The 12,072-nt window shown below is 54.4% G+C and carries 11 protein-coding genes; 3 read left to right on the forward strand and 8 right to left on the reverse strand.

Annotated features, from left to right (window positions below; translation table 11 throughout):
• Nucleotides 1–195 precede the first annotated feature (195 nt).
• Nucleotides 196–1,260 carry a CgeB family protein gene (locus tag EV681_RS13080; protein WP_242612248.1) on the forward strand — a complete coding sequence of 355 codons (1,065 nt, stop codon included), beginning with the start codon at nucleotides 196–198 and terminating at the stop codon, nucleotides 1,258–1,260.
• A complete protein-coding gene (locus EV681_RS13085) occupies nucleotides 1,257–3,281 on the forward strand; it encodes a capsular polysaccharide biosynthesis protein (protein WP_130304239.1) in 2,025 nt (674 codons plus the stop codon). Before EV681_RS13080 ends, EV681_RS13085 begins: the two co-directional genes overlap by 4 nt.
• 75 nt (nucleotides 3,282–3,356) lie before the next feature.
• On the opposite strand, the gene EV681_RS13090 is transcribed toward EV681_RS13085, so the two are convergent.
• From EV681_RS13090 to EV681_RS13110, 5 genes are all read right to left on the reverse strand, one after another.
• Nucleotides 3,357–3,584: a hypothetical protein gene (locus EV681_RS13090; RefSeq protein WP_130304240.1), complete on the reverse strand. Its 228-nt coding sequence runs from the start codon at nucleotides 3,582–3,584 to the stop codon at nucleotides 3,357–3,359.
• Nucleotides 3,585–3,748: 164 nt separating this feature from the next.
• Nucleotides 3,749–4,684 (reverse strand): hydroxyacid dehydrogenase, encoded by a 936-nt coding sequence (locus EV681_RS13095; protein ID WP_130304241.1) that lies wholly within the window; start codon nucleotides 4,682–4,684, stop codon nucleotides 3,749–3,751.
• A 26-nt stretch (nucleotides 4,685–4,710) separates the two neighbouring features.
• Entirely contained in the window at nucleotides 4,711–5,709 is a 999-nt protein-coding gene (locus tag EV681_RS13100) for a Bug family tripartite tricarboxylate transporter substrate binding protein (protein ID WP_130304242.1), read from the reverse strand.
• A gap of 63 nt (nucleotides 5,710–5,772) precedes the next feature.
• A complete protein-coding gene (locus EV681_RS13105) occupies nucleotides 5,773–6,948 on the reverse strand; it encodes a UxaA family hydrolase (protein WP_128393063.1) in 1,176 nt (391 codons plus the stop codon).
• A 59-nt stretch (nucleotides 6,949–7,007) separates the two neighbouring features.
• Nucleotides 7,008–7,289 carry a UxaA family hydrolase gene (locus tag EV681_RS13110; protein WP_014752347.1) on the reverse strand — a complete coding sequence of 94 codons (282 nt, stop codon included), beginning with the start codon at nucleotides 7,287–7,289 and terminating at the stop codon, nucleotides 7,008–7,010.
• A 195-nt stretch (nucleotides 7,290–7,484) separates the two neighbouring features.
• On the opposite strand from EV681_RS13110, the gene EV681_RS13115 reads away from it, so the two are divergent.
• Complete coding sequence (locus EV681_RS13115) at nucleotides 7,485–8,216, forward strand: GntR family transcriptional regulator (protein WP_128393061.1); 732 nt, start codon at nucleotides 7,485–7,487, stop codon at nucleotides 8,214–8,216.
• Nucleotides 8,217–8,980: 764 nt separating this feature from the next.
• Here the strand turns inward: EV681_RS13115 and EV681_RS13120 are convergent.
• The 3 genes from EV681_RS13120 to EV681_RS13130 are packed head-to-tail and all read right to left on the reverse strand — an operon-like array spanning nucleotide 8,981 to nucleotide 12,061.
• On the reverse strand, nucleotides 8,981–10,486 hold the full coding sequence (locus tag EV681_RS13120; protein ID WP_130304243.1) for a class I adenylate-forming enzyme family protein: 1,506 nt from the start codon (nucleotides 10,484–10,486) through the stop codon (nucleotides 8,981–8,983).
• Nucleotides 10,487–10,496: 10 nt separating this feature from the next.
• Nucleotides 10,497–11,231, reverse strand: a complete 735-nt coding sequence (locus EV681_RS13125; RefSeq protein WP_128393059.1) for a CoA-transferase subunit beta — start codon at nucleotides 11,229–11,231, stop codon at nucleotides 10,497–10,499.
• Complete coding sequence (locus EV681_RS13130; RefSeq protein WP_130304244.1) at nucleotides 11,231–12,061, reverse strand: CoA transferase subunit A; 831 nt, start codon at nucleotides 12,059–12,061, stop codon at nucleotides 11,231–11,233. The genes EV681_RS13125 and EV681_RS13130 overlap by 1 nt, the downstream gene beginning before the upstream one ends.
• Nucleotides 12,062–12,072 lie beyond the last annotated feature (11 nt).

Here is a 12,072-nt window from a genome sequence, read left to right on the forward strand (position 1 = left end):
GCAGTTGGTAAGTAGAAAAATGGGTAAGCAGATCTGTCTGCTTACCCATTTGTTATTTGTGTTGTGCTATGGAGAAGCTTTACATTGATTGTCGCTTTCCGCTCTGAATAAGCGTTACAATTATGACACGCATAATAACAGGCGGAACGGGTGTTTCGCCTTATAAGTAGCATGGTCTTTTAAACACAATAATTCGTGATAAGTTTTCTTAACTCTCTGAAGTCCCCTTTGGGAGGAGCGCCCATCCTTCCCGGTGGTCTTTTTGCCCACTTGAAAATCGCGCTGATCTCTGATGAATTCACGCGTGTCTGTATCAGTCAGAATGCCAGGGTCAAAAATCTGTCGCCCTTGAACTACAAGCATTTGCTTAAATTCTGGAAGCCCGACCTGGTTTTTGTGGAGTCTGCCTGGAAGGGTATTGACGAGTCCTGGAAATTTCAGGTGGCCGCTTATCCGGATCACCCGGATCGCAACAATAAGGCTTTGAAAAAGCTGGTGAAATATTCCAGAAAGCTGGGTATTCCGACTGTTTTCTGGAACAAGGAAGATGGGGTACATTTTGAGCGGTTTATTGATTCAGCCCGCTTATTTGATTACATTTTCACAGTAGATGAAACCTGCATTCCCCGTTACCGGCAGCATGTAGCCGAGAATGTGCACGTAGGAACATTGCCATTCCCGGTGCAACCGCTTTTTCATCGCTTTACCGGGTTTGATTTCAAATATCATACTGCCAATTTTGTGGGCAGTTACAGCCGGCATATGCATGATGTCCGCCGGTATTGGCAGGATGCGGCTTTCCAGGCCTGTTCAGATTCCGGGCTGGGGCTGATTGTTTACGATCGTAATTCCGATCGGAAAGCGCCCCACTATCGTTATCCGGCCTTGCCTTCTGTGCAGGTGCGGCATGTCATCAAGCATGAGGCAACCGCGATGGTGTATAAAGACAATCTGGTAACGCTGAACGTCAATACGATTGTGGATTCACCAAGCATGTATTCACGCCGCCTTATCGAGGCGCTGGCCTGCGGTGCCGTCATTGTGTCTAATCCGAGTCTTTCAATGGAACGCATGTTTAGCGAGTTTTGCCATGTGGTCAGCACCCGGGAGGAGATGATGGCAACATTCGAACGGCTCAAACACGGTCCTTCTGAAGATGACCTGGCGCGTGCTCGTGCGGGTGCAGAGTTTGTATTGGCTAATCACACCTGGGAAGATCGTTTGCGACAGGTGGTTGAAACGCTGGGGCTGAATGCATGACCGGCAGGCAGCAGGCGATGGTTGATCCGCAGGTTTCATCGTATGTTGTCAGCCCTCTGGATATCGGTCTTTGGCGCAACAGCACACTGCCCTCATTTCTGGATGCGCCGCTTAAAGTCAGTTGCTTTGGCACCCCCAGAGATGCAGTACGTCTGGGCTGGGGCCGTAAAAAGAGCGGCTTGCGCGCGGTCCGGTTAGCCGCCTCTGCCGGCGGAAGTTTTTGTTTGCTGGAAGACGGCTTTTTGCGATCGGTTGGCCTGGGAGTAGACGAACCGCCATTGTCCGTGCTGTTTGATCATCAGGGAATTTATTATGATGCCGGTAGTCCGTCATGGCTGGAGCACTTGATTGCGCAGCCGCTGGATCCTGCCGCCGCTGCCCGGGCACAAGCGCTGATCTCGCTCTGGCGCCAGAATTGCGTGTCCAAATATAACCATTTGCCCGAATTTACCGGCTCGCTGCCCGCCCGGTATGTGCTGCTGGCCGACCAGACCTTTGGCGATGCGTCCCTGCGCTACGGCCAGGCCTCGGTAAAGGACTTTGGGGTCATGCTCGATAGCGCGCTGCGGCATCATGCCGATTGCGACGTGTTGATCAAGATTCACCCGGATGTCTTTGCTGGCCACAAAAAAGGGCATTTTGATCTGGCTGAGCTGCAGAATAACCCGCGCGTGCGGGTTCTGGCTGACAATGTTCATCCGGTTCGCCTTATAGAGCAGGCGCACGCTGTGTATACCGTGACCTCGCAAATCGGGTTTGAGGCGCTGCTGTGGGGCAAGCCCGTCTTCACATTTGGCATGCCGTTTTATGCGGGGTATGGCCTGACCACCGATGCCCAGCCCGCGCCCTCGCGTCGCCAGCCGGCCTCGCTGGAGCAGTTGGTGCATGCAGCATTGGTTCGCTATGCGCGCTACCTGGATCCGGAAACTGGCGCGCGCTGCGAGCCTGAAAGACTGATTAAGTGGATGGGACTGCAACGCCGTATGCGCAACCGTTTTGCTTCGCCCGTTTATGCGCCCAACTTTTCCCGCTGGAAAAAGCCCATTGTGCAGCGGTTCTTCCAGGGCTCAGAGGTCCGGTTTTTGGAAAAAGCCGCGGATTTTCCTGGAGAGGGTACCCTGGCGGTCTGGGGGCGAGCTGCGGATGTGGCTCAATTTGCCGACCAACGCGTGTTTCTGGAAGGCGGTTTCCTGCGCTCGGTGGGCCTGGGCGCTGATCTGGTGCAGCCCTTATCCTGGGTGATTGACCGCACCGGCATTTATTACGATTCCAGTAGCGTCTCGGATCTCGAAAATATTTTGCGAACGGCAGTATTTGACGATACGCTGCGTCGGCGCGCCGCGGCGCTACGCGAGCGGATTGTGGCCGCGAACCTGACCAAATATAACGTGGGGTCGGGAAGATGGCAGCGTCCGGCCGGGGCCACAAGTGTGATACTGGTGCCCGGGCAGGTGGAAACGGACGCGTCTATCAAGTATGGGTCGCCCGTGGTTCGCCGCAATATGGATCTGCTCAAGGCGGTGCGTACTGCTAACCCGCACGCCTACGTTGTTTATAAGCCCCACCCCGATGTGGTGGCGGGCCTGCGCGACGCCGGACAAAATGAGCAGCAGGCATTGGATTGGTGTAATGAAGTGGTGGTGGATTATCCGATAGGCGAGCTGTTTGCGTCGGTTGATGAAGTGCATGTGTTGACATCGCTGGCCGGCTTTGAAGCGCTATTGCGTGGCCGCAAGGTGGTCACGTTCGGGCAGCCTTTTTATGCCGGATGGGGGCTGACGGATGACAAGAATCCCGTCGCACGGCGTGATCGCCAGCTATCCCTGGATGAGCTGGTCGCCGGCGTGTTGATTTTATACCCGTCCTACGTGAGCCGGCGCTCTGGTCGCTACACCACGCCGGAAAGCGCCCTAGATGAGTTACTGGACTGGAAGGCAGCGGGCGTAAGCGCAATGCCCCCATGGCGCAAGGCGATACGCCCTGCGTTGGGATTGATCGCCCGGCTTCGCGGAAAACGCTAGTGGCCAAGCCAACGGGTCGATCATGACCACCATGTCCCAGATAAACGCCCCCGACAAGCGAGGGTCATCCTGTATTCAGCGGGTTCGCAATGCTGCGTGTTCTTCTATTTCCTGCTCGAAGGTTTTGCCGCAGAGTTTGCAACGATCCTCATAGCCCGGATCGCAGGAGACTTCGATCATTTCATCGGCATCTTCGAATGCGCTCGTTTCAGAGGCCGCGCAGGCATTGCACACAAGGACATTTGTATGTACGGCATTGAGGTCCTCGGGCTCCTGGCCTGAGTAGATAGAAAACATCTTCATATCGTCTCCGTTATAACTTATTGTATTTTTAGTATTTATGTCATTATAGCGGCTTGATTGGCATTTGAGTTATTAGTGTTTCTGCTGTAATTTACGGTTTTTTTTTGCCTATTATGCGGCCACCCTTCCGGATGCATAATAGGCCCAAAGTGCAACTGTTTCTATCATTCCCCCTTCAAATACCCCATCACCTTCTCCGCAATCACCCCCGACACCCGCTCATTCGCCTCCTGCGTCAGTCCCGCAATATGCGGCGTCAATATCAGGTTTGGCATATCCGGCAGGCGGTTTTCCGTCTTTACCGGTTCGTCCTCAAAAACATCCAGCGCTGCGCCGCGCAGTTTGCCGGCCTGCAGGGCGGCTACCAACGCCTGTTCATCTACAATCCCGCCGCGCGAGGTGTTGATCAGGATGGCTTGCGCTTTCATCCTGGCAATGCGTTCGGCATTGATCAGATGGCGGGTCTCCTTTGTCAAAGGGGTGTGCAGGCTTACAACGTCACAGTGTTGCAGCAGTTCGTCCAATGACATTTGCATTGCGCCGGTTTCGGCCCAGATGGCGCTGTCTGAGCTGAGCATGGGGTCGTACGCTGCAATCTTCATTCCCAGTGCGCTTGCCAGCCTGGCTGTGAGCCTGCCTATGCCGCCGAAGCCCACCAGACCAAGTGTACGTCCAGCTACCTCCAGACCATTACTGAGCTGGGGGCGTGGCCATTGTCCTGCAATCACCTGGGCGCTGGCCAGGTAAGCGCCTCGCAGCAGCAAGAATGTGGTCGCAATCACATATTCGGCAACGGCCTGTGCGTTGGCGCCGACAGCCGGGTAAACGGTGATGCCTTTGTCTGCGCACAGATCCATGTCTATATTGTCCAGGCCCACGCCCAGTCGGCCTACCACACGTAGGTTGGGGGCGTGCGTCAGCAACTGGGCATTGACCTGGGTGCGATTGCGTACGATCAGGGCATTGGCATTAGCCAGCCCTTCAAACAGCGCTTCCTGGTTATCAACAAGCGCCGGTCGATAGTCCACTTGCGCTATCTGGCGCAGGCGATCTACTGCCGGTTCGTCCATAAATTCAGAGATGACAATAGTGTTGGTCATGTTAAATGTCAGATTCCAGATGTGATTCAGTTGACTTTGATGTTGGCATCTTTGATCGTTTTGGCCAGTTTTTCGATCTGGTCATGCAGATAGGTTTTGAACTGGTCTGGTCCCATCGGATCGGGGATGAATCCGAGCTTGATCAACTGGTCACCCATGGCCTTATTTCCAACAACGGCGGTGACCTTGTCGCTGATTTCCTTGACCAGCGCAGGGTCGGTACCCTTGGGCGCCATCAGGCCTGTGAAGTTGTCAACCATCAGCCCGGGCAGGCCGGCTTCTGCTGTGGTGGGCACGTCCGGCACGGCAGCTGCGCGTTTTTCAGATGTGATGGCCAGCGCCCGCAACTTGCCTTGTTGTACATAGGCCAGCGATTCCGGATAATTGGAGAACACCACGTCAATCTGCCCGCCGATCAGGTCCACCATGGATGGCGCGCCCCCTTTATATGGGACATGCGTCATTTTGGTTTTGGTCAGATCCTGAAACAGCGCCATGGCAATGTGCGGTGGCGTGCCGGTGCCGCTGCTGCCAACGTTCAGGGTTTTCTTCTTGGCGGTGTCGATCAGGTCTTTTAGTGTTTTGATGGGGCTGTTCTGCGGCACAACCACCATGATGGCAGATGAGGCGATTTTGGCAACGGGAACAAAGTCTTTTTCGATGTCGTAGCCGGCTTTTGGTCCAAACAGCGTTTTATTGACGGCATGGGTCATGGTAATGGCCAGCCAGGTGTTGCCATCCGGTTTGGCGCGGGCCGCTTCGGTAGGTCCCAGGTTGCCGTTGGCGCCAGCCTTGTTGTTGACCACGATATTCCAGCCGGTTTTGTCGCCTACGCCCTTGGCAACCATGCGGGCAGCCACGTCGGTCAGCCCGCCGGGGGCAAATGGAACAATGTAGGTAATATATTGATTGGGCTTGAACTCAGCTTGCGCCGCGGGGGCCACAATCGTGGTGCCTGCACATAACAATGACAACAGTCCGAATTTGATTATGCTGCGTTTTGTTGCGGTGTGACGATGTTTCATGGGGTGTCTCCTCCACGATTGTGAGTGGCGGCCGGCCTGGTTTTTTATACCGGCCGCCAGGGGTCAGGCGCTCTCGAACAGTCGTGTCAGGACAAATTCGCGATGGCCCAGTGCTTCGGCAGATGTCCAGCGACCATTGGCGGTTGCCAGCATGCATTCGAGCAGTTTGTCTCCTGCCTGGTCCAGATTGATTTCACGCTGCAGCAGACCGGAGGTGTCCACGTCCACGTGTTCCGACATGGTTCTTACCGTACGCGGATTGGCGCAAATCTTGATTACCGGCAGGATCGGGTTGCCGATCACATTGCCCTGGCCGGTGGGGAAAAAGTGCACGGCATAGCCAGAGGCCGCGCAAAGCGTGACCATTTCTGCAGCAGCCGAAGACGAATCCATGAACCACAGCCCTTTGCCTGTAGGCGCTTCGGCCTTGTCCAGCACGCCATCGACCATGCATTTTTTGCCGATCTTCTGGATATTGCCCAGTGCCTTTTCTTCAATCGTCGTCAGGCCACCGGCAATATTGCCTTTGGTCGGCTGTGATTCGGACAAATCGGACGTTTTCCAGCGATTGATCATGTCCTGATAGCGATTGAACATGAACATGAAGTCTTCGCGCACTTTGTCGTTGGCGCAGCGAGCGGCCACGATCTGTTCGCCGCCGGTCAGCTCCGAGGTTTCGCCAAACACAAGTGTATTGCCCGTGGCATACAGTTTGTCAAAGGCATCGCCTACGGTCGGATTGGCGCCGCAGCCCGATGTGGTATCGGATTCGCCGCATTTTGTGGAGACCCAAAGCTCGGAAATGGGGCACTCAACCCGTTCCAGTGCGGTGGCGTAATGCACAAATTCCTTGGCCTTTTTAGAAGCGCGCATAATGGTGTCGTGATCGCCGTGCAGTTCGATGGAAAAGCCTGCTACCGGTTTGCCGGTCTGTGCGATGGCGTCCACCACTTTCTTGGTCCAGCCTTCTTCAATGCCGATCACTACCACGGCGGCGACGTTGGGGTTGCAGCCCGTGCCGATCAGCGTGCGAAAGTGCAGGTCAAGGTCGGCGCCAAATTGCAGGCGTCCGTAAGGGTGAGGGATGCCGATAGTGCCCTTGATGTTGTTGGCAACAGCTTCAACTGCTGCGTTTGAAATATCGTCTACAGGCAGAATCACAACGTGATTGCGTATGCCTACGCGCCCGTTGTCTCTTCTGTAGCCGCGGAATGTGGTGTTCGAATCAATAATGGCCATGAGGAAAATCCTTGCTTAAATTTCTGTCGATAGCGGTTGTGGCAGTGCGTTCGCAGTGCTTACCAGCGCTTGGTTTTGATGTTGTGCACGTGGGCGTGATCACCCGCGCTGATGGGCGCGACTACTTTGCCGATATCGACACTGTATTTGAAGACGGTGTCCCCATCTTTCATGTCCACCAGGGCTACCTTGTGGCCAATGGGAATGTCCTGGGTGGCTTTGACAGTAATGATTTTGTCTTCTTCCATATTCCAGCAGGACAGTTCCATTCCGGCCGTAATGCCTTCGACGACGGCAACGGCAACGGTGTCCTTTGAATCATGCAGTACGGCATGGATCATCGTTTTCTCCTTTGATTGACAATTTGGATGTGTTTGATTGCATAGCAGATTTAATGCATGATAATTGCAATATTCATCCAAGTCAACTAGATCATATATATGAATTATGCGAAAAATCATCACAAGCGAATTCCGCTGGCGCTGAGAGCGCAAGCCGTGGCATCATTGCTGCAAGTCATTTAAAATCTGCCACCTATGAACAACAAAGATTTCTTTTTACCGGGCACGCCCCTTTATTTTGCTGTCAAGCAGTCGCTGCTGGCAGCGCTCGCACGTGGCGAGTGGCTTCGCGGTCAGGCCATTCCGCCAGAGAATCAGCTGGCGGAAAAATTTGGCGTGTCTATTGGTACGTTGCGCAAGGCGGTCGATGAACTGGTTAGCGAACATATTCTGATTCGCCATCAGGGGCGCGGCACGTTCGTTGCCACGCACGAGAGCGATCAGCATTTTTTCAAGTTTTTCCGGATCCAGCGCCGAGATGGCTTCAAGGCGTATCCAACGACGCGTCTGCTGAAATTTCGTCGCAAGAAAGCGACGCGCGAGGCCAGCGAGCGCTTGCAATTGCCCAAAGACGCCAACGTATTTCATTTTTTCAATCTGCTGAGTCTGAACAGTGATCTGGTCATGGTTGACGAAATCCAGGTACCGGAAATTCTTTTTGCTACATTGAATGAGCAGAGCCTGCACGAGCGTTCAAGTACGCTCTATAACTTTTATCAGAATAATTTCGGCATCAATATTGTCGATACCCGCGAAAAGCTCAGCGTTTGCCAGGCTGACAGCGCCGTGGCTGGCTGGCTGGCTGTAGCCGAAGCGACGCCGTTGTTGTTGATTGACCGCACTGCGTATACTTATCAGGATCGCCCGGTGGAGTGGCGCCAGACGCGCGTCAATACCGCCAAGTACGAGTACATTGCCAAAGACTGACAAGGCTTGGGCTGTTGTCGGCGAAGGCGGTGGTCTGGCTGCCAGTCTGGTTCATCGTGTCGTCGTGCGTGAAGATTGACAAGACATTGGCTTGGTGTTGTGGTCTGACTTCCCATCTCCAGGATCGTGTTGTCCCTAAGTTGGATGCTGAATAATAAGCGTGCGCTTGCATTCAGGTTCAGACAACACGGGCGGTGCGATGACAAGTGAAAATTCCTCAAGGTATCTGCGATTGTCGCAGCCGCGTGTTGAACCACTCATTAATCATTGCAACATGAATCGCGCATGCAAGAGTTCTCTGTTCTGGCAATACGCCCGTCAACTGTACATAGTTGAGCTGTTATCGTAAGCACTCATTTCAAAACATGACTTGCGGTGTATATATTGGGGTTTCATCGTTATTTTTTTACAAAAAATACAAAATAGGTGTTTCAAGACGGTGGCAATAAGCGAGGTTTTATATAGAATACGCTCCGTACGAATGATATTCACCTATCCATCGTACTTTTGCACCCTGGCTCACAAGAGCCAGGGTATTTTTTTGTTCTGATACGCGTGCAGGTGCGCTTGGCAGCTCAAACGCTGCGCCATTGAACGCGAGTGCTGTACATGACAAGCCACAAACAAAAAACGGTTTCTGAATATATGGATTTGTTCTGCTCTGGTCCCACTTGCTTGAGACTGAGCAACGCTTGTTGTCTTCGGATGTCCGATCAATAATCAATAAATGATTAGCATGTGCGCACGCCGGCACGCGCACGACCTTACGATGAGCTGACCGTCGTTTGTGTCCGTTGCGCCAGCTGCGTCGCAAGCGCCTTGCGGTCCACTTTGCCGACTGCATTTTCCGGAAGAGCATCAAGAACAAAAATAGCGGCAGGCTGATAGATTCGGGCCAGGTGTGTTTTGAGCAGCGCGTGAACTTCATCGATGTTGATGTCGCCGTGTCTTGCTGTGATAAAGGCGACAGGCACTTCGCCCAGGTCTTCATCAGGTTGACCGATCACGCAGCAATTGGCCACGTCTGCATGCATGGCAATCACATGCTCAATCTGTGATGGCGAAATATTTTCTCCGCCACGAATAATGACATCCTTGATACGGCCTGTAATGTACAGAAAGCCGTCTTCGTCGGCATATCCGATATCGCCTGTGCGCAGCGGCCCCACCTGCGGATCCAGTTGGCCAGGCGCAGATACACCCACATAACCCAGCATCAGGCTATCGCCATCTATACAGATCTCGCCATTGGTATGGGCAGCAGTAATGCGTTCACCATCTGCCGAAAGCAGGAAGATATCCTGGTTACTTAGTGGCTTGCCGATAGAGCCGATTTTTCGTTGGGCTGGCGGGTTCATGGTAGAGGTGCAGGTGGCCTCGGACAGGCCATAGGAAATCACCAGTGGCTGCCCAAGATAGTTTTCAATTTTCTTGTGTAATTCAGTTGTGATGGGGGCGGAGCCGCAGCGGGCCAGCCGCAAGTTTCGGACCGCATCTGCGGGCAAGGGATGCGACAGCAAGCGTGAATACATGGTGGGCACGCCGGTAATGATGGTCGGGCCAACGGTTGTCATCAGTTGCGGCATGGCCTGCGCAGAAAAACGCGGTGCAAAATAAATGCGCGCGCCAACGGCCAGCGGGCTAAATAGCTGATTGTTCAAGCCATTGGTGTGGTAAATAGGCATAACATGCAGCAGTATGTCGTCTGCCGTCAGTTCGGTCATGTCGATCACGCCACGGGCGTTGTTCAGTACGCCGCGATGGCTTTCCAGTACGCCCTTTGGTTTGCCAGTGCTGCCCGATGTAAAGAGCATGAGCGCAGGGCTCGATGGCGATACGTTGGTTGGCCAGTACGGGTGCGCATCGGCCAGGGTCAGTGGGTTCATGACGCGAATTTCATCGGCACCGCTACTTGCATCTGCATCGCGCGCCAAATCGTCCGAGAGCAGCCAGGTGAGCCCGCCGCTTTGCAGGCGCTGCGCCCGTTCTGTGGGGCCCAACCCGGGCTCCAGCGGGCAGGGGCAGGCGCCCGCAACCATCACTGCCAGCAGCGTTATCACGGCGTCCAGCCCGCGTTCCATATTGATGGCAACGCGCATTTGTTCGCCCATCCCGGCGGCCCGTAGGCGACCGGCCAGTTGCGATACCAAAGTGTAAAGCTGGCCGTAGCTGATGTGTGTGCTGTCGTCCTGCAGGGCAATGCGGTTTTCAATCGACGCGGTGCGCCAGATTAATTGCCAGTCATTCAGAATGCTTGCGGTTAGCGCCATCAGTGGTCTCCTAGCGCAGCGTGACTGCGGCGTCTTTTTCGAATTGCCCGTCCGGGTCCAGCGACTGCAAGGCCGAGATTTCCGCGTCTGTTGGCGCTGCGGTGGGTTTTGCATCGTTGTGGTCAAAAGTAAATCCGGTCCGGCTCACCACTTCGTCTATGGATGATTCCGGATGAAATGATTGCAGCGCCAGTCGATTGTCTTTTTTTATGAAGACTGCAATGGGTGTAACTACGCCATGAAAGCCGCCCCAGGAAGTACGAAAATCCAGTTTTTCCACAAAGGTGCGCGTCGAATGTTCAGTGCGCCAGGTGCAAGCGCGCTTGGCTGTGGGCAACATGACGGCGCCGCCACCGCCGCCGGGTAAGCGCACCTTGGGCGAATGCCAGTCGCCGATGACCGAGTTATTCGCGTTGCCCTCGCCATCGATCTGGGCTGCGCCAAGATAAGTCAGGTCCATTTTGCCGCGGGTGCACAGGTCATAGAAATCTTCATTGGCAAAGATGGAGGCCGATTGCTGTGCCAGCACTGGGTCGGAACTGGACAAGGGGATCATCGAAGGTGTCGGGTCCACGCCGCCAGCCACGTTTATGTAAATGAAATCCCACTCATAGGCTTTTTTTGCCATCAGGCAGGCCAGCATGGGCATGGTGGAGTTGACGCCGCTGAACGTGATTTCGTTGGGGCGGATAAAGCGGGCCAGGTTGGTAACGATGTAAGAGAAAGGTGACCAATTATTTTGCATTATGCATGTTCCTGTAATTCGGGTGCGGCATCCATGTGCTGGTTGAAAGCGGCCTGGTCCGGATCCAGATAGGCCTGCACTGCCGGATAATCTATTTCGTAATCGGGCCAGCATGAACCGGGCCAGGCGCCGTTGGGAACAATGCTGAAGGCTTCGACCATGAAATACGGAATGAGGGTGGTTTCCGGATTATCTGTAAAGACGGCGTCTTCCACCATTTTCTCGGCAACGACCAGCACGCTTTTGGCCGAACGCGACATGATACGGTCCCAGTGATAGGTGCCCAGCACGCGCACATTGCCCTTGCGGTCCACTTCATTGGCGTGTATTACGGCGTAATCGGGCTGTATTGCCGGAATCACCCACACCTGTTTTCCGGAACCATAGGGATCGGCAATTTTTACCCAGTTGTTCAGTTGGGCCAGTTCGCTGCCTTCGATGCCGCCGCAGGGTTGAAACGGGATGCCAAAGGCGGCCGCGCGCAAACCTGCTGTCAGCGTCGCGCAGGCGTGCTCTTCGAGCGCCAGTCGCTGCTGCTCGACGGCCTTGCGGTAATACTGCGCCAAGCCGAAGTTACCCTCCATGGCCACAATGCCGGCACGCGCTTTGGTGGCGTTACCGGTGCGGCATAAAATATCAATGTCATAGCCGGGAGACTGTTTGATAATCTCCAGGTCCTGCTTGTTTTGTCGAATGAGTTCACGCACAAATGAAAAGGGGCCGCGGTGCAGAAAGCTGCCGCCCAGCGCCAGCGAGGCGCCATTGGGCACGCGACTGACCAGGTCTTGCAGCGATACGCATTTATCAGCCTGGTTAAATCCTGATGTCATGATGGTCTCCA

Source organism: Advenella incenata (genome assembly GCF_004217095.1).
Taxonomy (GTDB): Bacteria; Pseudomonadota; Gammaproteobacteria; order Burkholderiales; family Burkholderiaceae_B; genus Advenella; species Advenella incenata.